The sequence below is a fragment of the Microbacterium sp. NPDC078428 genome (genome assembly GCF_044542535.1).
GTDB classification, from domain to species: domain Bacteria; phylum Actinomycetota; class Actinomycetes; order Actinomycetales; family Microbacteriaceae; genus Microbacterium; species Microbacterium limosum.
On record NZ_JBITUP010000002.1, the window covers coordinates 259,119 to 281,899 of the forward strand.

The window sequence follows — 22,781 nt, forward strand, 5'->3', positions numbered from 1 at the left end:
CACCCTGTGGTGGCGCGGTATCAGCCTGCGCGCGAAGGTCACGGGCGTCACGGTCGCCATCCTCGTCGTCGGGCTCTTCGCATCGGGCATCGCGACCCTCGGGTTCGTCCGCAACGCCCTCGTCCTCGCGCAGGACGAGCAGCTCGTCGCACGCGCGCAGTCCGACCTCGCCGCGGGCCTGCTCGAGGTGACGGCCGACGAGGAGGGGATCGTCGAGATCCGGCTCACGGAGGAGGCCGCCGCCGTCGACTACTACGTCGCCGTGTACGACCCGGCGGGCCAGTCCAAGGGCAGCGTCCCCGCGCAGGGCGGGCCCGTGTGGCCCGAGGAGTACCCGCTCGAGCGCACGATCACGGGGGGCACGACGCCCTTCACGCTCACGTCGGAGGACGGCGCGGTCTACCACGCCAGCGCCGGCACGCTCGACCTCGAACGCGCGCTCGACCTCCAGCTGGGCGGTCAGCTCTACACGCAGGTCGTCGCGCTGCCCCTCGCGCCCATCGACCGCACGATCGCCGTGTTCTTCGGCGTCTTCACGGTGCTCGGCGTCATCACGGTCGTCGCGGGTGCGCTGCTCACGCGCTTCCTCGTCACCCAGACCTTCCGCCCGCTCGTGCAGGTCGAGCGCGCCGCGACCTCCATCTCGGCCGGCGACTTCTCGCAGCGCCTGTCCCCCGGTGACCCCCGCACCGAGGTGGGCAAGCTCACGGGCGCCCTCAACACCATGCTCGACCGCGTGGATGCCTCGCTGTCGCAGCGCGACGCCACCGTGCGCCAGATGCGGCGCTTCATCGGCGACGCGAGCCACGAGCTGCGGACACCCCTCGTGACGGTGCGCGGCTACGCCGAGCTGTACCGGATGGGCGCGATCCGCGGCGACGACGACACCTCGCAGGCGATGCAGCGCATCGAGAAGGAGGCCATCCGCATGGGCGGCATGGTCGAGGACCTGCTCGCCCTCGCCCGTCTCGACGAACGCCGCGACATCGCGATCGAGCCGGTCGATCTCCGACCGATCGCGCGGGATGCCGCCATGGACGTGCGCGCCGCGGCTCCGCAGCGCACGATCACCGTCACCGACCTGACGGCCGCTCCCCCCATGCCGCCGCCCCCGGCATCCACCCAGCTCGAGGCGCCCACGACCGACACGACACCGCAGCCCAAGCGGCGCGGCGTGGCAGGCCGTGGCGCCAACGGAGGCGGCGCCCGCCGTTCGCTGCTGCGCCGCGCCGCCAAGCCCGTGCCGGCCCCGCGCGCCGCCGACTCCGACGACGCCACCCTCCCCGCCCCGCTGTCGTTCGACGTGCCGCTCGTGGGTCCCGCCATCAGCCACCCGCCCGTCGTGCTCGGCGAGGAGAACCGCATCCGCCAGGTCGTCGCGAACCTGCTCGGCAACGCACGGCGCTTCACGCCCGAAGACTCACCGATCGAGATCACCGTAGGCACCGACTCGTCGCGCCGCTCCGACCGCGCGCCGCTCGGCATGGGCTGGATCGCCGTCTCCGACCACGGCGAGGGGATCCCGCCGCAGATCCGTGAGCACATCTTCGAGCGGTTCTGGCGCGCCGACAGCTCCCGCACCCGCGAGACGGGCGGCACGGGCCTCGGGCTTGCGATCGTCGCCGGCATCGTCGACTCGCTGCACGGCACCGTCGAGGTCGGTGACACCCCCGGCGGGGGCGCGACCTTCACGGTGTACCTGCCGCTCGCCGCCGAAGCGACGCTCTACCTCGACACGCAGCCACTGCCCAAGCTCCGCGACTGACCGCCGCCGAAGCGACGCTCTACCTCGACACGCAGCCGCTGCCCACGCCGCGCGAATGACGGCATCCGATCCTCCTCCCCAGGGTGGGCACCGACCCCGGTTGTCCACGGATGCCGCGGGCGGCGCCCCACGGCTGCGGCCGGGCGCATAGCGTGGCGCCGTACCCGCCCACGACCTCCGGGAGCCCGCATGGCCGTCTTCTCCGTCGACTCCGACGCCGTCCTCACCCAGTCCGCCGCGGTCCGCGCGACCGCGGACCGGCTGCACGCCGAGTCGCAGGCGATGCTCGCGCAGCTCACGCAGCTGCAGGCGTCGTGGACGGGGCAGGCCGCGGCATCCTTCCAGAGCGTGCTCGACGAATGGCGCGTGACGCAGCTGCACGTGGAGCAGTCGCTCGCCTCGATCCACGGCGCGCTCGCCCTCGCCGCGCAGCACTACGCCGAGGCCGAGATGACGAGCGCGGCGCTGTTCCGCTGACGACGCAGACCTCCGCGGGGCCGCCTCCCCCACCGCCCTCAGCCGGCGGCTCCGCGGACACGCAGAAGGGCCCCCTCCGCGTGGAGGGGGCCCTTCTTGTGGTGCGTGGGACTCAGAAGTCCATGCCACCCGTCGGGTCGCCGGCGGGAGACGCGGCGGCCTTCTCGGGCTTGTCGGCGACGACGGCCTCGGTCGTGAGGAAGAGGCCCGCGATCGACGCAGCGTTCTGCAGCGCGGAACGGGTCACCTTGGCCGGGTCGATGATTCCCTGCGCGAACAGGTCACCGTACTCACCGGTCGCGGCGTTCAGGCCGAAGCCGGGCTCCAGCTCCGCGACCTTGTTGGCCACGACGCCCGGCTCGAGACCGGCGTTGAGCGCGATCTGCTTGAGCGGCGCCTCGATCGCGACGCGAACGATGTTCGCACCGGTCGCCTCGTCGCCCGTGAGCTCGAGGCCCTCGAACGCGATCTTGCCGGCCTGGATGAGCGCGACGCCACCACCGGGGACGATGCCCTCCTCGACAGCCGCCTTCGCGTTGCGCACGGCGTCCTCGATGCGGTGCTTGCGCTCCTTGAGCTCGACCTCGGTGGCCGCGCCCGCCTTGATAACGGCAACGCCGCCGGCGAGCTTGGCGAGGCGCTCCTGCAGCTTCTCGCGGTCGTAGTCGCTGTCGGTGTTCTCGATCTCGCGACGGATCTGGGTCACGCGACCCTCGATCTGCGACGAGTCGCCGGCACCCTCGACGATGGTGGTCTCGTCCTTGGTGATGATGACCTTGCGGGCACGGCCGAGCAGGTCGACGGTGGCGTTCTCGAGCTTGAGGCCGACCTCCTCGGTGATGACCTGGCCACCCGTGAGGATCGCGATGTCCTGCAGCTGCGCCTTGCGACGGTCGCCGAAGCCGGGGGCCTTGACGGCGGCCGACTTGAAGATGCCGCGGATCTTGTTCAGCACCAGGGTCGCGAGAGCTTCGCCCTCGACGTCCTCGGCGATGATGAGGAGCTCCTTGCCCTCCTGGATCACCTTGTCGACGATCGGGAGAAGATCCTTGATGTTCGAGATCTTCTGGTTCGCGATGAGGATGTAGGGCTCCTCGAAGACCGCTTCCTGACGCTCGGGGTCGGTGACGAAGTAGGGGTTGATGTAGCCCTTGTCGAACCGCATGCCCTCGGTCAGCTCGAGCTCGGTGCCGAACGTGTTCGACTCCTCGACCGTGACGACGCCTTCCTTGCCGACCTTGTCGATCGCCTCGGCGATGAGCTCGCCGATCGTCGGGTCAGCGGCCGAGATCGAGGCGGTCGCCGCGATCTGCTCCTTGGACTCGACCTCCTTGGCGCCCTCGAGCAGCTGGTCGGTGATGGCCTTGACGGCCTTCTCGATGCCGCGCTTGAGCGAGATGGGGTCGGCGCCGGCCGCGACGTTGCGCAGGCCTTCGCGCACGAGAGCCTGGGCGAGAACGGTGGCGGTGGTGGTGCCGTCACCCGCGACGTCGTCGGTCTTCTTGGCGACCTCCTTGACCAGCTCGGCGCCGATCTTCTCGTAGGGGTCGTCGAGCTCGATCTCCTTGGCGATCGACACGCCGTCGTTCGTGATGGTGGGGGCGCCCCACTTCTTCTCGAGCACGACGTTGCGACCGCGCGGGCCGAGCGTCACCTTGACGGCGTCGGCGAGGATGTTCAGGCCGCGCTCGAGGCCGCGACGGGCCTCTTCGTCGAAAGCGATGATCTTTGCCATGTGTGTGTCGTCCCTCCCGGACGTAGGTTTGGGTTTAGCACTCCGACAATGGGAGTGCTAACCACATTCTGGCACTCGCCCCGGGAGAGTGCAAGCCGCATGACGGCGGGCGACCGGATGCCGCGCCGCGGCGCTCAGCGCACCGACACCGAACCGCCCGACCCGGTCGGCACGAGCTCGACCCACGTCGCACCGGGCGCGAGGTGGATGGCGACGCCGTGGGCGTTGGTCAGCTGGAGGGGCGCCTCGCGGGAGGGCTTCGTCCACGTCGCCTCCAGCACCTTGCCGCCCGTGGCGATCCACGCGGCACCCGAGCCGATCATGACGGTGCGCGGGATTTCTCCGTACGCCCAGTCGATGTCGACCGCGACCACGACCACGTTCGTCGCCGACAGCGGCGCGCCGGAGGGGTCGGTGTCGGCGGCCCCGTTCTGGCCGCGCAGGTAGCCACCGCTGCCGGCATCCCACTGCCACTGCCTGCTCTGGCGCGGCGAGAACGACAGGTCGAACCCGGCCGAGGAACGCCCGTAGGCCGCCGCCGACGCGGCGACGGGCATCGAGGTGAAGGCGAACTGCGGCGCCGGCGCCGGGATCTGCGCATAGGCCTGCACCAGCTCGCGCGCGCTGACGATGACGTTGTGGGGTGCGGCCTTTCCGCTCGTGCGATGCATGAAGCGATCGTCGGCGCCACCGTGGATGGCGTTGTGCACCGAGGTCGCGAGCATCATGTCGACGAACCGCTGCTGCCCGCCCGAGTAGGCGATGACCCCACCGAGCGGCTCGACGATGTCGGGATCCATGGGACGGATGCTGCGGACCGGGCCGATCTCGTCGGGGATGTCGGAGGACCACACCGCGACGTAGCGGGTGAGACCGCCCTCGACGAGCTCCTCGAAGACGACGTCGGCGCGCTCCAGCCCCACCTGGGGCCGCGCCGCGGGGTGGTTGTCGATCTTCGCCGAGAGGGCGGGGCCCGCGACGCCGCCCGCGGGCACCGCGGTGCCACGCAGCGGATGCGGGACCGTCTGCGGCGCCTCGGGCGCCGGCTCGACCGTTGCGGTCGGAGACGGCGCCGGCGGCACCGTCGTCGCGATGGGAACGGGCGCAGCGTCGGAGGACGCGGCGCATCCGGCGAGCGCCATTGCGGCCATCGCGAGCACGGCGACCCGGAGGCGGGCGCGGCGGCGCGCGGCGATCGTCATGCGCGACAGACTAGGGCCGGTGCGGCGCGCCGCCGTGCCGACACGGCGAGGGCCGTGGGCGCCGGGTCAGACGACCCGCACAGACTCGGCCTGCGGACCCTTCTGCCCGGCGCCGACGGTGAACTCCACCTGCTGCCCCTCTTCGAGCACCCGGAATCCGGTCATGTCGATGTTGGAGTAGTGAACGAAGACGTCCTGTCCGCCCTCGGCGACGGTGATGAACCCGTAGCCCTTCTCGGCGTTGAACCACTTGACGGTGCCCTGGGCCATGCGTGCGCTCCTGTTACTGCGGGGTGAGACACGGCCATGCTAGCCACGCGGAACGACGCGGATCCGGCGCTCGGGCAACTGTTGACACAGGGGCCGCGAACTCTTAATCGGACGGAAACACGCCGCCGCCACGGCGCGCGCGGAGGCGCTCTACGGTGCGGTGCCCGAGCCGCCCTCGGTGCCGTCCTGGATCTCGGTGCCGTCCTGGATCTCGGTGCCGTCTTCGATCTCGGTGCCGTCGTTGCTCTCGGCGGCCGCCGTGCGGTCGGTTCCGACGATCACCGTAAGCTGCGTCGCGGGCGTTCCCGGAAGCGGGTACTCGGGGTCGAGCACGACGTCGGCCGCCCCCAGGATGCCGGCGAGACCGCGTGCGGCGGCCTCGGCCTCCGCCGCCGCGTAGTAGACGGTCGTGGTGGGGAACTCCCGGTCCCCGGCGTTGCTCGCGAGCACCCCCGATTCGGGCCAGCCCTGGGCGACGAGCTCATCCTTCACCCGGGTCGCGAGGCCGGCCTCCGGCGTGCCGTTGAGCACGAGCACCGTGTACGAGGTGTCGACGACGGGCGCGACGGTGTCGACCGGCGCCGCGGTCGGCGCGGGCTCGGGGAACAGGACGATACGCCCCTGCGCGACGAGCGAGGCGAAGATGCCGGCGCCGATCAGGACGACCGTCGCGACGGCCGCCCAGAGGAACAGGCCGGGGCCGCCGAAGCGCGGGTTCTCGGCCCGGTGCGCACCGACGCGTCCGCGGGAGGGCGGGATGTCGTCGAAACGGTCGGCAGGGGACGGGGACACCAGAGCATGCTACCGGGGGGCGTCCGCGTGTCCCGTCACGGGCAGGCGGAAGCGGTCAGCGGGTGACGGTCAGCGGGTGACGGTCAGCGGGTGACGGTCAGCGGGTGACGGTCAGCGGGTGACGGTCAGCGGGTGACGGTCAGCGGGTGACGGCCCGCTCGCGGGCGGCGCGCTCCGCCGCGCGCCGATCGCGGATGCGGCGGAGCCGGCCGACGAGCAACGGATCGTGGGCGGGGGCCTCGGCGGTGTCGATCAGGCGTCCGAGCAGCTGATAATACCGGGCGGGCGTCAGACCGAGCTGGCTGCGGATCGCCTCCTCCTTCGCGCCCGCGTGGCGGCGCCAGTCGGCCTCGAAGTCGAGGATCGCGCGCTGCTGATCTGTCAGCTCTTCAGCCATGCCTTCACGGTACGCCGGGACCCGCCGTCAGCACGCGCGCCACTCCAGCCACGCCCCGAGCGGGTCGCACTTCGCAACCACCTGCCCGTCGAGCGTCAGGTGGAAGCCCGATGCAGCGGCGCCCGTCGACGCCTGCTGCGCCCCGGACATCCCCGCCGGATGGATCGACACCCAGCGCACGTCCCGCTCGGTCAACGCCCGCCGCAGCTCCTCCCTCCCGGCGCGCGGCACGTGCGGTAGGAGCCCGGGGGTCGTGACGACGATGCTCGCGCCGGGCGCCGCGCGGCGCGCATCGGCGATCGCATCGTCGAGGGTCGCCGGGTCGGCGGCGTCGCCCGCGATCATGCGCGGCGGGGCGGCAGCCGCGACATCCAGCGCGGCGGCGATGCGCTCGGCGCGCCCGTCCTCCCCCGGCCAGACGAGCGCCTCGAGGAAGGCGCGATCGGCGGCATCCCGCGCGTCGAGAGGCGCGAGGTCCACGCCCACGCGGGTGAGCACGCGCGGCAGCGTGAGCTCCCCGCCGCCCGCACCGCGCATCTCGGACGCGAGCACGACTGTGGCCGGCCCTTCGACCGGATCGAGCCGCACGTCGCGCGTGCCCCAGAAGCGGTAGGAGTACCTGTCCGGATACAGGCACAGCCCCGCAGAGGCGCCCAGCTCGACGAGCGCGACCGGCCCCGGCACGAGCGAGAGCGCCGCGACCAGCGGCGCGCAGCGCAGCGGCTCGTTCGTCTGCAACGAGCGGGCGGATGCCTCGGCCACGAGCCGATCGCCATGCTCGCGCAGCCACCGCCGGAGCCCCGCCCAGGGCCCCACCGGCGCGCCCTGCATGCGCGCGACGGCGAAGACGAGGGGTGGCTGGCGACGGGTGGCCGGTATGCGGGCCAGCAGGGCCGCCGTCTCCGGGTCCTCCGCGATCCCGCGCGCCCAGTCCTCGTACACGTCCGAACGCCCGCGCGCCTCGTCATCGGCGAACCGCGCGTACCGCTCGATGACCGCTGCCGCGTCGTCCATGACGCCATTCAACCGCGGACGCGCCCGTACGCCCGCCAACCGCGGTTGAATAGAGGGGATCTACCCGAGGAGGACCAATGTCGTACAGCGTCGACAAGACCGACGACCAGTGGCGCGAGGAACTGAGCGCCGACCGTTACGCCGTGCTGCGGGAGGCCGCCACCGAGCGCCCCTGGACCGGCGAACTGCTCGACGAGCACCGCGCTGGGCTCTACACGTGCGCCGCGTGCGGCGTCGAGCTCTTCCAGAGCGGAACGAAGTTCGACTCCGGCTGCGGCTGGCCGAGCTTCTACGAGTCGATCCGCCCCGACGCCGTGGAGCTGATCGAGGACAACAGCCACGGCATGGTGCGTACCGAGGTGCGTTGCGCGGCGTGCGGCTCGCACCTGGGGCACGTCTTCCCCGACGGCTTCGGCACCCCCACGGGCGACCGTTACTGCATGAACTCCCTCGCGCTCGGATTCGCCCCCGAGAAGTGAGCGCGCGCGAGGCGGCTCTGAGCCGCCGGTCCTTCTCGAAGGTGACCGACGACGCGCCGGGCCACGACGAGCTGCTCTCGCTCGTCGCCGCGGCCGGGCGCGTTGCCGATCACTCCGGGCTGACCCCGTGGCGGCTGATTGAGCTGCGCGGCGACGACCGCCTCGTGCTGGGACGCGCGATCAACAAGGCGGAGGGCGAGAAGGGGGCCTCGTCCAAGCCCCTCCGCGCTCCCCTGCTGATCGCGGTCGTCGCGAGCATCCGCCCGAAGCACAAGGTGCCCGAATGGGAGCAGGAGGCCGTCGCCTCCGGCGTCGCCCACATGCTGAGCCTTCTGCTCGACGAGGCGGGATGGGGCGTCATCTGGCGCACCGGCGGCTACACCCGGTCCAAGGCGATCAAGAAGGCGCACGGGCTGAAGAAGAACGAGCTGCTTCTCGGGTGGCTGTACGTCGGCGGCAAGCCTCCCCGGTCGAGAGAGGGCCACCCGCGGCGCATCGATCCGGAGCGCTTCCTCTCGCGGATGCCGAGCCGGTAGCACACCGCAACCGCGCCCGAGAGCGCGGGCACGTGACGCGGCGACGTCACAGCCCCGTGCGGGGCGCGCGGCGATCGTCAGCACCCACCCGCCGACGCTTCGTCCTCCTGAGCCGGCTACGGGACTCGAACCCGTAACCCCCTAATTACAAGTTAGGTGCGCTACCAATTGCGCCAAGCCGGCGAACCGCGTAATCACGCGGGTTTCTGGTCATGCCGGGCAGTTAGGTGGCATGCAACCCCGCACAAACCCCGCACATTCAATTTCTCAACACCGAGTCTAGAGCGTTCGCGGCACGGCTTCCGCCGACCGTCTTCGACATGTAGACGCTCTGCGTGAGCGCCGGATTCGTGTGCCCGAGGTACTCGGCGACGTCGCGGGCGGAGAGGCCGGCCTGGTCCAGCGCGGTCGCCACGGTCTTGCGGAACGCGTGGAACGTGTAGCCGCTCGGCAGGCCCATCCGCTCGCGCGCCGACGCCCACTCGCGTGCAGCTGCCCGCGGATCACGTTGCCGGCCGAGCACGGTGGGGAACACGACCGCGTCATCGTTCGGCCCGCCTCGCACTCGGCGATCGCCGAGCATGCCAAGCAGCGCCGCCGGGACGGCGATGCGCCGCTCCCCCGCGGCCGTCTTTGACTTCGCGACGCGCACGGTGCCGGCGGCGAGATCGACGTCGTCCCACCGCAGCGCACACGCCTCGCTGATTCGAACACCCGTGCCGGCGACGAAGACGAGCAGATCGACCATGTCGAGCTCACGGAGACGCTCATCGGCTCGAGCACCGCCGAGGATGCCGGCCAGCTCATCGAGCGGGATCGCCACCGCGCCCTGCCGGGTCGACTCGACCGCCGCAAGCTCGCGCACAGGGTTCGCCCTGACGGCGTCCGAGCGCGCCGCCAGGCCCATCATGCCCGACAGCACGGCTCGGGCCGTCTTCGCCGCCCCTGGGCCGTTCTCGGCCGCGACGACGTCGATGAACCGCTGCAACCGATCCGGTGTTGCCTCAGCGATCGACAGCTCGCCAATACGCGGCACGATGACCTTCTCCACGCTGTGCCGGTATGCGTCCACCGTCCTGGGCGCTCTGCCCGCCTTCGCGAGCAGGAACCGCGCCCCGAGATCCCGGAGCCGCGTCTCACGCTTCACGTCAACGCCAGACGCCGCCTGCAACGTCGTCAACGCCGCACGCAGCGACGTCGTCGCCTTCGCCTTCGTCGCCGCGAACCGCTCGACCTGGCGCAGCTTCCCATCGTCGAATCGATAGCGGGTACGCGCTCGCCACCTACCGGGCGAGATCTCGACGACGCTGATCGCGCCGTGACTACTCAGCGGAGTGCGCGGCCTAGTACTACAGTCGCGTTTATGGCGTGTGTCCGCGGCGTAGATAATGGTGTCGTCGGGCGGTGTGTTGGTGTTTTCGGCGCCAGCGTGACCGGTGGAGCACTCGCGCGGGGTCGGCGGGCGCATTCAGGACGAGCGCGGCGATGAGGTGTCGGATCTCGGGCAGGCTCAGCTCGACGAGGTCTCCGTCGTCGTCTCCTCGAGCCCCCTTTTTGACCGGGTGACGGTGAGGAAGGCGTGGGCGAGCATGGAGAGCGTGATGTGCCGGTACCAGCCGGCGTACTGCCGGACTTGGTAGTGGTCCAGCCCGGTCTGCCCTTTCGCCGTTTGGAAGGTCTCCTCGATCGCCCATCTCGCGCCGGCGACGCGGACCAGCTCGCCCAAGGCGACGCGCTTGGGGCCGTGGCAGAGGTAGTACGCGAGCTCTGACGGGTCGGTGAGGCTGCGGCGGGCGAGGAGCCAGTACTCGGCATCCGGGTCGCGTTCCCCGTTGATCCGGGCGCGTGCCCACGCGTATCGGCGGTCGCCTTTCGAGCCCGCGCCGGCGGACCTGGTCCGCCACGCCGTGGCTGGGAGCTCGCCGATGAGCGCGTCGGCGCGGTACTCCTTCCCGAGGATCGACACGGTGGTCTTCGCGATCACCCGCTGGCTGGACGGCACGGCGAGCACGTACGACATCCCGCGATCCTCGAGCGCCTTGCGGAGCCGGTAGTACTGGCCGTAGACGGCGTCGCCAGTCACCCATGATGCGGGAACGTCGGCATCGATCGCGCGGGCCAGCATGCCCATCGCGAGCTCCGGCTTCGTCTGAAACCCGCGCTCCTTCGGGACACCGGCGCGGGCGCAGCGGGCACGGTCCTCGGTCCACGTCTTCGGCAGATACAGCTCCCGGTCCAGGAACGTCCGGCCCGTGGGTGTCGAGTACGTCAGGAAGACGCCGACCTGCGCGTTCTCGATCCGTCCCGCCGTGCCCGTGTACTGCCTGGCGACGCCCGCGGACCGGTCGCCCTTCTTCAAGAACCCGGTCTCATCGACGATCAGGATCCCGGCACGGTCGCCGAGGTGCTCGACCACGTAGGAGCGGAGATCGTCACGGACCAGGTCGGGATCCCAGTCCGTGGTCGACAACAGCCGCTGCATCGGATCCGGCGTCACCTGACCGGCGTGCTCCGACAGCGTCCACGAGTTCTTCCGCTCCTGCTCCGACAGCAGCCCTCGCACATACGCGACAGCGTTCCGGCGCGGCTCCGAACGAGCGAACCGCGGCCCGATCAGACCAGCGACCTCATCCAGCTCCGCCGCCCACTCCCGCACATCCGCCACAGCAATATCGTCACCCACCGCCAAGGGTTAACACGATCATCACCCACAACGGCGCTAACGCGCCGCACCACGCGAAATAAACGCGACTGTAGTACTAGGCATCAGCCGCCCCCTTGATGGCCAGTTGAAGCTCGGCGACGAGTCCGCGGGTCGCATGCCCCCGGGCCTGAGCAGACTCGCTCCCAGCGACCTCCGCAGCGCGCGCATCGAGCGGCTTTCCCCACAGGTGGTGCGCCCACATCCGCACCACCGAAACGGGGACGCCGATGCGCTTCGCCGCGCGTCGTTCGGCAAGGGTAGAGGGTGGGCCGTCGAGCGCGGCCGCCTCGCGCGCGGTGATCCCGGGCGGCGCAAGTCGGAGGGCCTCCAAGATTCCGCTCGTATCGGGCTCGCTTCGCTCGGAATCTGGGTTGAAGCTGCCGAAGCTCATCGCGTCATAGTCGCCGCTAATGAATCGCGCCAACTCGTCGACGCCCATGCTCCACTTCGCGGTGATCGGGACGCTCTCACGCTCGTCTAGCAGATCGCGAACGCGGATCTCCCTCGCGTGTCCACCCGCAGTGCTCAGCGCGGCTGCGACGACGAGGAGAACAGGCAGAGAGATCCTGAGCTCGTCACGCTCGAGCTCGCTGACTCGCGGCGTCGTCCAATTCAGGCCGTACTCCCTCGCGCGCCTCGCAAGGTCGTCCTGCGAAAGCCCCGCCTCGACGCGCAGACGACGCACAGCAGCGCCCAAAGATCCCGTCATGGGAACCAACTTACAGGAATCGGTTACTTCATCCCGGCAATGTGTGCTACGTTCTGAGGTATCCGGATTCTGGTTACTTGAAGCGTTAGGAGGAACAGACATGACCGAAGTCATCTCGTCGGTCGAGCCGACGTTGACCGATATCAATTCGCGGCCCCAGGTCTCGGCCTACACGGGCATCTCCGTGCAGACCCTCGCCCGCTGGGCCGGCGAGGGCAAAGGGCCCAAGTTCGTCAAGGCGGGCGGGCGTGTGCTCTACCGCAAGCGAGACGTCCTCGCCTGGATCGACTCCCTCGAGGAGGCGTCCTGATGCCCGCCCCCACCCGCTCGCGCCCGATCGCGGTGGACGGGCACTCGTTCGAGGCCGCCGCCGCCCAGACCGAGGAGCGCATAACCGCCGTGCAGGCGCACATCATCGCCGTGTTGCAGGACGGGCCCCGCACCGACGACGCGATCCGCGTCGCATACGAGCAGCGCGTGCAACGCCACGGCGCACCGCCCGCGTCGCCGAGCTCTCTCCGCACCCGCCGCGCAGACCTCTGCCGGCGAGGAATCGTCGCCGCTACCAGCTTGCGCGGCGAATCCGCCTATCACCGTCCCGCGACGGTCTGGGCGCTCACCTCAGCCGCGCGAGAGGCGGCCCCGCTGTGGTGAGCCGGAGACACAAGGTCGTCACCGTTGAGCGGAGCGGCGGATATGCCGCTCGCTGCGAGGACTGCGACGCCATCACCTTCGGCGGATTCCCCCGCCGATCCGACGCCCGAGCCGCGCTCGAGGGTCACGAACAAGAAAACGCCCCCGCCGAGTTGCAGCTCGACGAGGGCCAGGCACCGACGAAAGGCACCGAAATGAACAACCCCATCATCACACAGGACACCGACTTCACGCTGAAGCTCACCGACGACGCCCTCGACCTCGTCATCCCGTATGGACCGAACCGGGAGCGGCGCAAGTCGCTCCGCTACGTCACCGCCGACGACGCGCGCGAGCTCGCCGAGGTCACTGGCAGCGCGGAGTGGGCGCACCAAGCGCGCATCTTGAGCCGGTACGAGAATGTCGAGGCCGCGTTCCGGGCGGGCAGGTACGGACCCATCCACCCCGACATTCAGGAAGTCCTCGACTTCGACCCCGGGGTCAGCGTCCGCGCCACAGGCGGGTTGCTGTACGCCGAGCCCGAGCCCACCAAGGTGCGGAAGCTCACCGATCTCCGTGGTCCCGTCGAGCTCGGTGTGTCGCAGCACTCGATCGGCCGCTTCTACCGGTTCGACGGCGAGCAGGTGACCGGCCTCGCCCTCACCGACATCCCCCCGGTCGTGATGCACAACGTGAACGGAGTGCACGTCCTCGATGACGGTGTGTTCGTATCGGCCGGCATCTACATCGCCACCGAGGAAACGACCGTCGACGGTGAGGCCGCGGTGATCCTCGTGTCGGCGTCGGAGATGTTGGATCGAGCCGTCGCGCAGCAGAAGGCCGAGCACGACGCATTCCTCGAGGCTCACCCGGCGATCACCGAAGCGAAGCCGACGTGGGCGACGTTCATCGACATCTTCGACATCGAGGCCGAGGAGATCGAGATCCTCTACGGCAGCGACAGCCTCGGCATCTCGGCGACTTACCAGGACGGGGAGGTCACGATCCTCGACCCGATCCCCGAGTTCAGTTTCGAAGCCAAGGGGAAGGGCATCGACGATGTTCGCGCCGCGCTCGCTGAGTTGCAGGCCGTTCTCGCGTCGCTCGAGGATGCCGAACGCTCGCGCACGCTCCGGCGCAGGAGCGACGTCACCGATCAGATCGAACGGGACATCTGATGCGCGCGGACGACGTGGTCACGACCGGCTACACAGGGTTCGAGAAGACCGTCGTGATCCTCGCGGAAGACGGCACCCCGGCCGCGCACCTGACGAAGGCGGAGGCGATGAAGGTCGCCTCACGGATCATCTCGACCGTCGCCGTGATGTACGCGGAGGAGTCGGGATGATGGTGACGACGTGACCGACGCGCGGCTTCCCGGATACTGGCTCACCGAGCTCCGGTTCATGGACATGACAGACCGCGTGTGGCGGATCTTCACCAATTCGCTGATGTGGTCCGCGGAGCAGGGCACCGACGGTCACGTGTCGTCTCGGCACTATCGGTTTCTGCATGCCGAGGGCGTGACCGACGCCGACATCGAGGCGCTGGTGTCCGCGGAACTCGCCGAACTCACCGATGACGGCTTCCAGCTGAGGGGATGGTCCGACGAACGCGGCCTCCGCCAGTCCCCTGCGGCCACTGTGGCGGCTTACAGGGAACGGAAGCGCAGGAACCAGGCCGTGTACCGCGGACGCCGCAAATCGGAGCAAGAGAGCGGTGACGTTACCGGTCACGTTGCCGAACACGTAGGCGGAGGCGTAGGCCTCCCCCTGGGAAGTAATTCTTCTAGGGGGGCCTCTGCCTACGTGGCCGGACACGTGACCGGTAACGCGAGTCGCTTCTGCGCAAAGCACCCGAACGGCACCACAGACCCGTGCTGGGCGTGCAAGGCCGCTCGAGAGGCCGCCGAGCAGACCGAGGCGGAGAACCGTCCGAAGCGTCACCAGTTCGGCGCTCCGGCGCTCTGCCCTTCCGGCGAACACCGATGGACCGCGGACGGGACATGCGCAAGGTGCATCAACGGACGCAAGGACGGAGCCGCATGAGCAGCGAGAAGCACGCCGATCGTCACGTTCACGCCTCGGATGCATACCTCGCCCTGCAGCGGGCACGCGAGAAGTGGGAACCCGCATGCGCGGGAGACTCCCGCTTCACCGACGACGACGCCGACCGATCCGAGCTCTACGAGATCTGCGCCACCAAGTGCAGGATCCGCACCCAGTGCAACGCGTACGCCGAACGCGCGCGACCCCCCGCCGGCATCTGGGCTGGACATTTCTACACACCACTCGAACCGAGAGACGAGACAGCATGACCGACCCCACCAGCATCGAACGGAGAGACATCATGACCCCGACTGAGACCGCGTGCGCGCTGATAGCCGCGAACCGTGCCGACCGCGACCAGATCCTCGACCGCGGCATTCCCGAGCCCGAGGAAGTGCTGCGCCGCGTGCTGCAGTTCGTCGACATCACGATCGAGGAAGCGCCCGCCGCGCAGCAGTTGCGGCAGACGTTCCGGTGGCAGTCCGAGATCGCTCGTTCCGCCCGCGAGATCGACGCCGAGCTGGCCGGCGACGTCGACGCGGAGCTGGCCGAGCTGATCGGAGACGGTGATGGCTGAACCGTTCCGGATCCCGGCGCACAGCGTCCTGGTCCCCGGCCGGGTGTGCGCGTTCCTCGTTCGCCACGTCAACCTGGCCCGGCTGCACGACCACTACGGACCCACCGACGCACAGGCCGCGGCCGTGCTCCGCTCGATCCGCTCCGCAGCGCTTGACTACGCCAATGGTTCCTGCAGCGGAACCATCCCAGCGGCAGAACCGGAACCGGGACCAGCCTGGTATAGCACCGGGCAAGCGGCGGAACGACTCGCGATGACCGACCGGGGCGTGCGGAAAGCGATCCTCGCCGGACACCTTCCCGCAGAGAACGTGAATGGTCGCTGGCGGATCACCGCCGACGACCTCGATACCTACAGACGGGCAAGGAAAGCATCATGAACCGCATCGAGATCCTCAAGCAGAACCGGCAGAACCTCTACGACAGCGCGCAGCGACTCCTCGAGCGCGCCAAGACGGAGAAGCGCGACCTCACTTCGACCGAAGAGACCGAGTACCGCGGATTCATCGATGAGATGGACCAGATGCGCGCCCGCATCGAGCACGTGCAGAACGAAGAGCGCAACGACCGCAACGCCGAGAACGAACTGCGCAAGCTCCACAACGGCCGCAGCGCGCGGCGTGCGTCGAGCGAGATCGGCGAAGAGATCCGCGAAGCGATCCTCACCCGGTCCAACGCCCCCATCGAGATCGTCGCGAACGACGACGAGATTCGGTCCGGCTACCAGCCCGGCGTCGAGCGCCGCGACCTGTCTACCTCCACCGCCTCGGGCCTCCGCGGGACGACGTTCTGGGGCAGCCTCGTCGAGCACATGGTCGACAGCTCCGCCATCCTCTCGGCCGGCGCGACCGTCATCACGACCAGCACGGGTGAGCCGCTCGTGATCCCCAAGACCAGCGCCCACAGCACCGCGGCGATCGTCGCCGAGGGTGCCGAGATCCCCGAGTCCGACCCGACCTTCGGGAAGGTCACTCTCGGATCGTTCAAGTACGGGTTCCTCGTGCAGGTCACCCGCGAGCTCGCCGAAGACGTCAGCTTCGACCTCGAGGGCTACATCGCCCGTGAGGTCGGCATCGCGATCGGCAACGGGTTCGGTGCACACGCCGTCACCGGCACCGGCACCGGCCAGCCCCGCGGCATCCTCACCGACGCGACGCTCGGGAAGGAAGCCCCCGCGGCCGGGTTCGGCACCCAGGCCACCGCAGGCGAAGGCGGCGACCTGCTCATCGACCTCGCCGCGTCCCTTGCCGAGCCCTACCAGCGCTCCGCGTCGGCCGCGTGGCTCATGCGCAACAGCACTCTCGCCGCGATCAAAAAGCTCAAGACCAGCGCAGGCGAGTACGTGTTCGACAGCGACGTGATCCCCGGCAGTGGATCCGCCGGAACCCTGCTCGGCAAGCCGGTCTACCTCGACCCCACGATGCCCGCCATCGCGGCTGGAGCGAAGTCGGTCCTCTACGGCGACGTCTCCCGCTACTGGGTCCGCAACGTCCGCAGCGTCCGCCTCGACCGCTCCGACGAGTTCGCCTTCGACCGCGACCTCATCACCTTCCGCGGCCTGGCACGACTCGACGGTGCACTCATCGACACCACCGGCGCAGTCAAGTACCTGCAGCACGCCGCCGCCTGATACCTGCTGCGGGAACGGGTCAGCTTCTCACCATTGCACTCCCTACCCGCAGCACGCCGCACGATCCTTCCCGTGCGGCACCGCCGGCAGGGCGACACCCACCGGCACCCGAAGGCCCCCAACGACCGGCAACCCGGCACCGAGGGGGCCTTCGGCCGTCAGCGCCCGCATTCTTTGGAACCAGCCGACCGACCAAGACCCCGCTCTCTGCAAGTTTCACACGCGGGATGGCATGCGGTATCCCATCCAGCGGGTATCCCGATCACGTCCTGTCAGAAATGTCAGACCGCGAACTCGCTCGCGTGTGAAATGTGGGAGACGCCGCGGTCTGACGCTGCGCTCTCGTTTCAGAAAAACTGCGGGCGTCGAATGTCGGACCCGTCTGCTAGGGGTTAACGCATGAATTCAGAAGAAGCCCTCGATACGGCCCGCGCAATCATTGACACGCTGCCCGACGAGACGTCAGGACTGTGGAAGTACTACGCCAGCCAGGGCCGGGAATCAGACTGGTTGCACGATATCCTCGCGCGCGTCGTGCTGATCACAGCACAGGAGCAGCCGATCTTCGTCGACGGAAGCATTAGCGACGATGACGGTCCCTCCGGGTTCATCCTCGTGGCCACCGACTCGACACTCGTTCGGGCAGAATTCACCCCGGACGAAGGGAGCAGGTTCTCCCCCGGGGTCAAAGCGATCGTCGAGTCCGTTCCTCGTTCGGCGGTGCTGCGCGTTACCGCCCTCACAGCCCACCCTGGGCAGCCTCAACGTCCTTGGCCGTTGCGCGCTCAGGTGCGCATCGATCTGGATCGGGAACTGACCGGCACGACATCGATCACGCTGCCGTCAGACACCAACGCGGTGAAGGCGAACGCCGAGCGACTCTTCGCGCTCGTGCGCCATCTTCATCGAAACTGACTGCGCTACGAGCACGAACCCCTAGACGCGACGTTCGTGCCTCGTTTTTTGGAGATCGGGCATCCGTCGCAGACCGCGCCCGCTTCTGTTTTTTGTGTGTGCACCTCGTGCTCGGGTGTGACAGGTGACATGACCCCGCACAAACCCCGCACATTCAACGGCACCGCGTGATATGCGCCGGGAGTTCCTGACCAGTCAGCACAAGGGATCGAGGTTGGTGTGACACCCCGCAGAAACCCCTGATATCGCCCCAATGTGAATTACAAGTTAGGTGCGCTACCAATTGCGCCAAGCCGGCGGGCGCCGCCGTGCGGCATCCTTCGGTCCTCGAGTCTAGGGCGTTCCTCGAGCCGTGCCCCGAAGTCGCTGCTATTGCGTCGGCGTCGTGGTCGCGCCAGGCGTCGGGGTGGGGGTGGGCGTCGAGTAATAGGCGTCGCTCGCGAGGGTGAGCACGAACTGCGCGAACTCCTTCTGGTCCGACACGTCGCCCGCGTAGGCGCTTCCGTTGACCAGAACCGCGGGTCCCGACAGCGGCGCCTTGGTCTCACCGAGCGGCTCCGCCAGGGCGCGCGCCGTGGCCTGCTGCACCCAGGAGGTGAAGTCGCCGCCCTCGATGCACCCGCGCACGACCTTCACGTTCTCCGATCCGACTGCCTGCGCGAGGTCCGCCAGCTCGGCGTCGCTGTGGCCGTCCGTGTCGATCTCGGGCTGCGAGACGAGAAGCTCGTGGTTGAAGGAGAAGAACGACTCCGGCGAGTAGGTGGCCACGCACGCGGCGGCCGCCGCCGCGCGCAGCGAGTACTTCGTGCCGTTGGACTTCGAGGTCAGCAGCGCCACGGGGTGGTACGAGATCGTCGCGGCACCCTCCGAGACCCACTCCGACAGCTGGCGCGCGTTCGCGAGCTGGAAGTCCGCGGATGCCTCGGAAAGGTAGTCCACGTAGATGTCGACGGTGAGCCGCTCCTGCGTCGCCGTGGGCTCCGGGGTCGACTCCGGAGCCGGCGCGGGGCTCTCGACGCCCATCTGCGTCGTCCCCTCGGTGGCGGACTGCGTTCCGGATCCGCTGAACGAGGCCATCACGCTCGGCGGGATCGTGTCGATGACGATCGCGTCGTCGTTCATCCCGGAGGGGGTGAGGTCCTTGCGCGAGTTGTCGGAAGCCACCGTCCACGCGACGGCGACTCCGCCCGCGACGACGAGGCCGCCCACGAGCGCGGCGGCGATTCCGGTGCGCACGACACGACTGCGGCGCTGCTTCGCCTGAACGGCGACGGCCTTCTCGCGCACCGCCTCACGGCGGTCGCGACGCGCGGGGGGCTGGGGCGTCTGGTCGCTGGACATCGAACCTCTTGACTGGCTGCGGCGCCCGGGCCGGCGGGTCGATTCCCCGGGCGATGGGCCGCACTCGTGGGGCGGCATCCGGGATCGATGCTAACCAGACAGGCTGGGAAAAACCCAGACGAAGAGGCATCCGCGCCCTCTGCGACCCCGGACGCCTGTGACATACTTGCCGGAGGACCCGATGGCGGGTCCGGCTCGGCTGACCCCCGCGCCTCCATTCACAACGGATCGTCCGGCACGTACCTGCCGGTGAAGGAGAAGACGTCCATGTCGTCTGTCACATTCGATAACGCCACGCGCCTGTACCCGGGGGGCACGCGCCCCGCCGTCGACAAGCTCAACCTCGAGGTCGCCGATGGCGAATTCCTCGTTCTCGTCGGCCCTTCCGGCTGCGGAAAGTCCACGTCGCTGCGCATGCTCGCCGGCCTCGAAGAGGTCAACTCGGGCCGCATCCTCATCGGCGACCGCGACGTCACGGACGTCCCGCCGAAGGACCGCGACATCGCGATGGTGTTCCAGAACTACGCTCTCTACCCCCACATGACCGTCGCCGAGAACATGGGCTTCGCCCTGAAGATCGCCGGCGTCGGCAAGGAGGAGCGCGCCGCTCGCGTGCTCGAGGCCGCCAAGCTCCTCGACCTCGAGCAGTACCTCACGCGCAAGCCGAAGGCCCTCTCGGGCGGTCAGCGTCAGCGCGTCGCGATGGGCCGCGCGATCGTCCGCCAGCCCCAGGTGTTCCTCATGGACGAGCCGCTGTCGAACCTCGACGCGAAGCTGCGTGTGCAGACGCGCACCCAGATCGCGTCGCTGCAGCGCCGCCTGGGCGTCACCACCGTGTACGTCACGCACGACCAGACCGAGGCCCTCACGATGGGCGACCGCATCGCCGTGCTCAAGGACGGCATCCTGCAGCAGGTCGGCACCCCGCGCGATCTCTACGAGACGCCGAAGAACGTCTTCGTGGCCGGCTTCATCGGCTCGCCCGCGATGAACCTCTTCTCGGCGCACCTCACGGAAGGCGGAGTGCAGCTCGGCAACTCGGTCGTCCCGATCGAGGCCGACACGCTGGGCAAGGCGCACGGCAGCGACGTCACCGTGGGCGTCCGCCCCGAGGACATCCAGGTCGGTCCCGCAGACGGCTCGGGGCTCTCGGTGGTCGTCGACCTCGTGGAAGAGCTCGGTGCCGACGGTTACCTCTACGGCCACGCCGACATCAACGGCACGCGCACCGACCTCGTGGCGCGAGTCGACGGTCGTAGCCACCCGCACGCGGGCGAGACGGTCACCCTGTCGGCGATCCCCGGTCACGTGCACGTGTTCGACGCCGAGTCGGGCGAGCGCCTCACCGACCGCGCGATCGCCTCGACCTGATCGTCACCGCTCCGACGCGACGGCGCGGAATCCCTCGGGGTTCCGCGCCGTCGCGCGTTCGGCGGGCCACGGCATCCGTCCCCCACCACGCGCTCCGCGCCACTGTGTCACAATCGAGGGCGCCGGACCGGGAGGATCCATGACCGACGCACTGAGCATCACCGCGAGCGCGGTGGACCCCGGGCTGCTGACCCTGCCGTGGTCCACACCCCTCGCAGAGTGGCCCTCGAGCACGATCGTCTCGCTGCCCAAGGGCATCTCGCGCCACCTGGTCCGATTCGCCAACCTCTCGGGCAGGGTCGTGGCCGTCAAGGAGACCACCGCCGAGATGGCCCGGCGCGAGTACGAGATGCTCGGCAACCTGCACCGCCTCGATGTACCCTGCGTCGACCGGGTCGCCGTCATCGCGGGCCGCACGGATGCCGAGGGCAACCCGCTCCCCGCCGCGCTCGTCACGGCGCACCTGAAGTTCTCGTTGCCGTACCGCGCCCTCTTCACGCAGGTGCTGCGCCCCGACACCGCCACGCGCCTCGTCGACGCCCTCGCCGTTCTGCTCGTGCGACTGCACAACGTCGGCTTCTTCTGGGGCGACGTCTCGCTCTCGAACACCCTGTTCCGGCGGGATGCCGGCGCCTTCGCCGCCTATCTCGTCGACGCCGAGACCGGTGAGCTCCACGAGAGCGGCCTGACACGCGGTCAGCGCGAGCACGACCTCGACGTGGCGCGCACGAACATCGCCGGCGAGATCATGGACCTCGCCGCGGGCGGACGCCTCGAGGGCGGCGTCGACGCGCTCGAGATCGCCGACGGCATCGTGTCGTCCTACCGCTCGCTGTGGGCCGCTCTCACCGACCGCGAGACGTTCGCCTCGAGCGATGCGTGGCGCATCACGGAGCGCGTCCAGCGACTGAACGCCCTCGGCTTCGACATCGGCGAGATGTCGATCGAGGCCACGCCGGACGGCAATCGGGTCTCGATCCAGCCGAAGGTCGTCGACGCCGGTCATCACCAGCGCCGCCTCATCCGCCTGACCGGCCTCGACGTCGAGGAGAACCAGGCGCGGCGCCTGCTGAACGACCTGGACGAGTTCCGGGCCCGCGTCTCGCTCCTCGGCGACGACGAGGAGATGGCGGCGCACGAGTGGCTCACGCGCGTCTTCGAGCCGATCGTGAAAGCGATCCCCTATGACCTGCGCGCCAAGCTGGAGCCGGCAGAGGTGTTCCACCAGGTGCTCGAGCACCGCTGGTATCTCTCTCAGGAGCGCGGACAGTCCGTGCCCCTCGCGGAGGCGCTGACGTCCTACATCAAGAACGTGCTGCGCCACCGCCGTGACGAGGCCACCATCATGGGACCCCCCACGGAGACGCTCGCGATCCCCGTCGTCACGGGTGCCACTCCCGTCATCGACGACGACGAGGACGCGAGCCTCGACTGGCGAGACCTCGTCTGACCCGCACGCGCGCGGGTCGGGTGCTCAGTAGCCGACGGCGAAGCGCTCGCGCACGTGCTTCGGGTTCTCGATCTCGTCGAGGATCGCGACGGCGAAGTCGGCCCCGGAGATGAAGGATTCCCCGCTCTTCTCGTCGACGACGAGCACGTCGCCGCCGTCGCGGTAGGAGCCGGTGCGCTCGCCCGGGTTCCAGGCGCCGAAGCCGCCCGCGGGGTGGATGTAGAACCAGTCGCGGCCCGTGTCATCGGCCTGGAGATCCTCGAGCACGCCGATCGCCTCGAGCGACTCGGGCTTGTATTCCTCGACGAAGCCGGGGGTGTCGACCAGCCGCGGGCCGCCGGGAGCCACGAGGCTTCCACCGGCGCCTCCGACGACGCCGAGGCGGACGTCGGCGGGCAGCTCGCGCACGAGCTCGGCGACGGCGGGACGCACCTTGCCGAGCATGTCGCCGCGGCCGGGCACGGAGACGACCACGACATCCACGCCCTCGAGCTCGGCGATCAGCCCGGGCACGTCGAGGAGCGATCCCTCGACGTACGTGACGTGATCGACCCGGTCTGCGGGCACGGTGCGCGCCACCGAAACGGCGGTGTGGCCGCGCCGGGCGGCCTCCTGAACGATGTGGCTTCCGGCGTAGCCGGTGCCTCCGATGACGGCGATACGGGGCATGTCTTGTCCTTTCGGCAGAGCGCATGTGCGCGGGTCACCATGTTCAAGTCGCGGCGCCCCGACGGCAT

27 protein-coding genes and 1 tRNA gene are annotated in these 22,781 nt (G+C 69.5%); 16 read left to right on the top strand and 12 right to left on the bottom strand.

Annotation, left to right across the window (positions count from 1 at the left end; translation table 11 throughout):
• Positions 1-4: 4 nt before the first annotated feature.
• On the top strand, positions 5-1,765 hold the full coding sequence (locus ACIGCK_RS05400) for an ATP-binding protein (protein ID WP_396664717.1): 1,761 nt from the start codon (positions 5-7) through the stop codon (positions 1,763-1,765).
• A gap of 189 nt (positions 1,766-1,954) precedes the next feature.
• Entirely contained in the window at positions 1,955-2,242 is a 288-nt protein-coding gene (locus ACIGCK_RS05405; protein WP_330170203.1) for a WXG100 family type VII secretion target, read from the top strand.
• A 112-nt stretch (positions 2,243-2,354) separates the two neighbouring features.
• On the opposite strand, the gene groL is transcribed toward ACIGCK_RS05405, so the two are convergent.
• The 6 genes from groL to ACIGCK_RS05435 all read right to left on the bottom strand — a co-directional run bounded on the left by groL (position 2,355) and on the right by ACIGCK_RS05435 (position 7,652).
• Positions 2,355-3,977, bottom strand: a complete 1,623-nt coding sequence (gene groL / locus ACIGCK_RS05410) for a chaperonin GroEL (RefSeq protein WP_396664429.1) — start codon at positions 3,975-3,977, stop codon at positions 2,355-2,357.
• A 134-nt stretch (positions 3,978-4,111) separates the two neighbouring features.
• Complete coding sequence (locus ACIGCK_RS05415) at positions 4,112-5,179, bottom strand: DUF3048 domain-containing protein (protein ID WP_396664431.1); 1,068 nt, start codon at positions 5,177-5,179, stop codon at positions 4,112-4,114.
• A gap of 66 nt (positions 5,180-5,245) precedes the next feature.
• Positions 5,246-5,449: a cold-shock protein gene (locus tag ACIGCK_RS05420; protein ID WP_330170206.1), complete on the bottom strand. Its 204-nt coding sequence runs from the start codon at positions 5,447-5,449 to the stop codon at positions 5,246-5,248.
• Positions 5,450-5,599: 150 nt separating this feature from the next.
• Positions 5,600-6,241 (bottom strand): LytR C-terminal domain-containing protein, encoded by a 642-nt coding sequence (locus tag ACIGCK_RS05425; RefSeq protein ID WP_396664432.1) that lies wholly within the window; start codon positions 6,239-6,241, stop codon positions 5,600-5,602.
• Between the two features lie 139 nt (positions 6,242-6,380).
• Positions 6,381-6,638 carry a DUF3263 domain-containing protein gene (locus ACIGCK_RS05430; RefSeq protein ID WP_396664434.1) on the bottom strand — a complete coding sequence of 86 codons (258 nt, stop codon included), beginning with the start codon at positions 6,636-6,638 and terminating at the stop codon, positions 6,381-6,383.
• A 27-nt stretch (positions 6,639-6,665) separates the two neighbouring features.
• Positions 6,666-7,652: a DUF2332 family protein gene (locus ACIGCK_RS05435; protein ID WP_396664436.1), complete on the bottom strand. Its 987-nt coding sequence runs from the start codon at positions 7,650-7,652 to the stop codon at positions 6,666-6,668.
• A 77-nt stretch (positions 7,653-7,729) separates the two neighbouring features.
• Here ACIGCK_RS05435 and msrB point away from each other — a divergent pair, with 77 nt between their 5' ends.
• On the top strand, positions 7,730-8,131 hold the full coding sequence (msrB, locus tag ACIGCK_RS05440; RefSeq protein ID WP_396664438.1) for a peptide-methionine (R)-S-oxide reductase MsrB: 402 nt from the start codon (positions 7,730-7,732) through the stop codon (positions 8,129-8,131).
• Positions 8,128-8,667, top strand: a complete 540-nt coding sequence (locus tag ACIGCK_RS05445; protein ID WP_330170211.1) for a nitroreductase family protein — start codon at positions 8,128-8,130, stop codon at positions 8,665-8,667. Before msrB ends, ACIGCK_RS05445 begins: the two co-directional genes overlap by 4 nt.
• Positions 8,668-8,777: 110 nt before the next feature.
• Here the strand turns inward: ACIGCK_RS05445 and ACIGCK_RS05450 are convergent.
• The 4 genes from ACIGCK_RS05450 to ACIGCK_RS05465 form a co-directional block, all read right to left on the bottom strand.
• Positions 8,778-8,850 (bottom strand) — tRNA-Thr (locus ACIGCK_RS05450).
• 76 nt (positions 8,851-8,926) lie between these two features.
• A complete protein-coding gene (locus ACIGCK_RS05455; RefSeq protein WP_396664440.1) occupies positions 8,927-10,135 on the bottom strand; it encodes a tyrosine-type recombinase/integrase in 1,209 nt (402 codons plus the stop codon).
• Positions 10,136-10,177: 42 nt separating this feature from the next.
• Entirely contained in the window at positions 10,178-11,350 is a 1,173-nt protein-coding gene (locus tag ACIGCK_RS05460) for an IS701 family transposase (protein WP_396664441.1), read from the bottom strand.
• A 76-nt stretch (positions 11,351-11,426) separates the two neighbouring features.
• Entirely contained in the window at positions 11,427-12,080 is a 654-nt protein-coding gene (locus ACIGCK_RS05465; RefSeq protein WP_396664442.1) for a helix-turn-helix domain-containing protein, read from the bottom strand.
• Between the two features lie 100 nt (positions 12,081-12,180).
• On the opposite strand from ACIGCK_RS05465, the gene ACIGCK_RS05470 reads away from it, so the two are divergent.
• The 10 genes from ACIGCK_RS05470 (at position 12,181) to ACIGCK_RS05515 (ending at position 17,882) form a co-directional block, all read left to right on the top strand.
• Positions 12,181-12,390: a helix-turn-helix transcriptional regulator gene (locus ACIGCK_RS05470; RefSeq protein ID WP_396664443.1), complete on the top strand. Its 210-nt coding sequence runs from the start codon at positions 12,181-12,183 to the stop codon at positions 12,388-12,390.
• Positions 12,390-12,734 carry a hypothetical protein gene (locus ACIGCK_RS05475; RefSeq protein WP_396664445.1) on the top strand — a complete coding sequence of 115 codons (345 nt, stop codon included), beginning with the start codon at positions 12,390-12,392 and terminating at the stop codon, positions 12,732-12,734. The genes ACIGCK_RS05470 and ACIGCK_RS05475 overlap by 1 nt, the downstream gene beginning before the upstream one ends.
• Positions 12,728-13,891 (top strand): hypothetical protein, encoded by a 1,164-nt coding sequence (locus ACIGCK_RS05480; RefSeq protein WP_396664447.1) that lies wholly within the window; start codon positions 12,728-12,730, stop codon positions 13,889-13,891. The genes ACIGCK_RS05475 and ACIGCK_RS05480 overlap by 7 nt, the downstream gene beginning before the upstream one ends.
• Entirely contained in the window at positions 13,891-14,061 is a 171-nt protein-coding gene (locus ACIGCK_RS05485) for a hypothetical protein (RefSeq protein ID WP_396664448.1), read from the top strand. The genes ACIGCK_RS05480 and ACIGCK_RS05485 overlap by 1 nt, the downstream gene beginning before the upstream one ends.
• A 10-nt stretch (positions 14,062-14,071) precedes the next feature.
• Entirely contained in the window at positions 14,072-14,761 is a 690-nt protein-coding gene (locus ACIGCK_RS05490; RefSeq protein WP_396664449.1) for a hypothetical protein, read from the top strand.
• Entirely contained in the window at positions 14,758-15,030 is a 273-nt protein-coding gene (locus ACIGCK_RS05495) for a WhiB family transcriptional regulator (protein WP_396664450.1), read from the top strand. The genes ACIGCK_RS05490 and ACIGCK_RS05495 overlap by 4 nt, the downstream gene beginning before the upstream one ends.
• Positions 15,031-15,062: 32 nt before the next feature.
• On the top strand, positions 15,063-15,338 hold the full coding sequence (locus tag ACIGCK_RS05500; RefSeq protein ID WP_396664452.1) for a hypothetical protein: 276 nt from the start codon (positions 15,063-15,065) through the stop codon (positions 15,336-15,338).
• Positions 15,331-15,717 (top strand): helix-turn-helix domain-containing protein, encoded by a 387-nt coding sequence (locus ACIGCK_RS05505; protein ID WP_396664453.1) that lies wholly within the window; start codon positions 15,331-15,333, stop codon positions 15,715-15,717. Before ACIGCK_RS05500 ends, ACIGCK_RS05505 begins: the two co-directional genes overlap by 8 nt.
• On the top strand, positions 15,714-16,967 hold the full coding sequence (locus tag ACIGCK_RS05510) for a phage major capsid protein (protein ID WP_396664455.1): 1,254 nt from the start codon (positions 15,714-15,716) through the stop codon (positions 16,965-16,967). The genes ACIGCK_RS05505 and ACIGCK_RS05510 overlap by 4 nt, the downstream gene beginning before the upstream one ends.
• Positions 16,968-17,366: 399 nt before the next feature.
• Positions 17,367-17,882 carry a hypothetical protein gene (locus ACIGCK_RS05515; RefSeq protein ID WP_396664456.1) on the top strand — a complete coding sequence of 172 codons (516 nt, stop codon included), beginning with the start codon at positions 17,367-17,369 and terminating at the stop codon, positions 17,880-17,882.
• A gap of 369 nt (positions 17,883-18,251) precedes the next feature.
• Here ACIGCK_RS05515 and ACIGCK_RS05520 read toward each other — a convergent pair whose 3' ends face one another.
• A complete protein-coding gene (locus tag ACIGCK_RS05520) occupies positions 18,252-19,223 on the bottom strand; it encodes a DsbA family protein (protein WP_396664458.1) in 972 nt (323 codons plus the stop codon).
• A gap of 267 nt (positions 19,224-19,490) precedes the next feature.
• Here ACIGCK_RS05520 and ACIGCK_RS05525 point away from each other — a divergent pair, with 267 nt between their 5' ends.
• Both ACIGCK_RS05525 and ACIGCK_RS05530 read left to right on the top strand, forming a co-directional pair.
• Positions 19,491-20,594 (top strand): ABC transporter ATP-binding protein, encoded by a 1,104-nt coding sequence (locus tag ACIGCK_RS05525; RefSeq protein WP_396664459.1) that lies wholly within the window; start codon positions 19,491-19,493, stop codon positions 20,592-20,594.
• Positions 20,595-20,733: 139 nt separating this feature from the next.
• Entirely contained in the window at positions 20,734-22,044 is a 1,311-nt protein-coding gene (locus tag ACIGCK_RS05530; protein ID WP_330170214.1) for a DUF4032 domain-containing protein, read from the top strand.
• Positions 22,045-22,068: 24 nt separating this feature from the next.
• Here ACIGCK_RS05530 and ACIGCK_RS05535 read toward each other — a convergent pair whose 3' ends face one another.
• Positions 22,069-22,713: an NAD(P)-dependent oxidoreductase gene (locus ACIGCK_RS05535; protein ID WP_396664461.1), complete on the bottom strand. Its 645-nt coding sequence runs from the start codon at positions 22,711-22,713 to the stop codon at positions 22,069-22,071.
• Between the last annotated feature and the right edge of the window lie 68 nt (positions 22,714-22,781).

Bases quoted from the DNA above. Each gene is read 5' to 3' on its own strand.
- ACIGCK_RS05435 (WP_396664436.1), bottom strand. From the start codon at position 7,652: ATGGACGACGCGGCAGCGGTCATCGAGCGGTACGCGCGGTTCGCCGAT.
- ACIGCK_RS05405 (WP_330170203.1), top strand. From the start codon at position 1,955: ATGGCCGTCTTCTCCGTCGACTCCGACGCCGTCCTCACCCAGTCCGCC.
- ACIGCK_RS05465 (WP_396664442.1), bottom strand. From the start codon at position 12,080: ATGACGGGATCTTTGGGCGCTGCTGTGCGTCGTCTGCGCGTCGAGGCG.
- ACIGCK_RS05420 (WP_330170206.1), bottom strand. From the start codon at position 5,449: ATGGCCCAGGGCACCGTCAAGTGGTTCAACGCCGAGAAGGGCTACGGG.
- ACIGCK_RS05430 (WP_396664434.1), bottom strand. From the start codon at position 6,638: ATGGCTGAAGAGCTGACAGATCAGCAGCGCGCGATCCTCGACTTCGAG.
- groL (WP_396664429.1), bottom strand. From the start codon at position 3,977: ATGGCAAAGATCATCGCTTTCGACGAAGAGGCCCGTCGCGGCCTCGAG.
- ACIGCK_RS05495 (WP_396664450.1), top strand. From the start codon at position 14,758: ATGAGCAGCGAGAAGCACGCCGATCGTCACGTTCACGCCTCGGATGCA.
- ACIGCK_RS05500 (WP_396664452.1), top strand. From the start codon at position 15,063: ATGACCCCGACTGAGACCGCGTGCGCGCTGATAGCCGCGAACCGTGCC.
- ACIGCK_RS05415 (WP_396664431.1), bottom strand. From the start codon at position 5,179: ATGACGATCGCCGCGCGCCGCCGCGCCCGCCTCCGGGTCGCCGTGCTC.
- ACIGCK_RS05515 (WP_396664456.1), top strand. From the start codon at position 17,367: ATGAATTCAGAAGAAGCCCTCGATACGGCCCGCGCAATCATTGACACG.
- ACIGCK_RS05470 (WP_396664443.1), top strand. From the start codon at position 12,181: ATGACCGAAGTCATCTCGTCGGTCGAGCCGACGTTGACCGATATCAAT.
- ACIGCK_RS05455 (WP_396664440.1), bottom strand. From the start codon at position 10,135: ATGCGCCCGCCGACCCCGCGCGAGTGCTCCACCGGTCACGCTGGCGCC.
- ACIGCK_RS05525 (WP_396664459.1), top strand. From the start codon at position 19,491: ATGTCGTCTGTCACATTCGATAACGCCACGCGCCTGTACCCGGGGGGC.
- ACIGCK_RS05475 (WP_396664445.1), top strand. From the start codon at position 12,390: ATGCCCGCCCCCACCCGCTCGCGCCCGATCGCGGTGGACGGGCACTCG.
- ACIGCK_RS05510 (WP_396664455.1), top strand. From the start codon at position 15,714: ATGAACCGCATCGAGATCCTCAAGCAGAACCGGCAGAACCTCTACGAC.
- ACIGCK_RS05535 (WP_396664461.1), bottom strand. From the start codon at position 22,713: ATGCCCCGTATCGCCGTCATCGGAGGCACCGGCTACGCCGGAAGCCAC.
- ACIGCK_RS05520 (WP_396664458.1), bottom strand. From the start codon at position 19,223: ATGTCCAGCGACCAGACGCCCCAGCCCCCCGCGCGTCGCGACCGCCGT.
- ACIGCK_RS05485 (WP_396664448.1), top strand. From the start codon at position 13,891: ATGCGCGCGGACGACGTGGTCACGACCGGCTACACAGGGTTCGAGAAG.
- ACIGCK_RS05505 (WP_396664453.1), top strand. From the start codon at position 15,331: ATGGCTGAACCGTTCCGGATCCCGGCGCACAGCGTCCTGGTCCCCGGC.
- msrB (WP_396664438.1), top strand. From the start codon at position 7,730: ATGTCGTACAGCGTCGACAAGACCGACGACCAGTGGCGCGAGGAACTG.
- ACIGCK_RS05530 (WP_330170214.1), top strand. From the start codon at position 20,734: ATGACCGACGCACTGAGCATCACCGCGAGCGCGGTGGACCCCGGGCTG.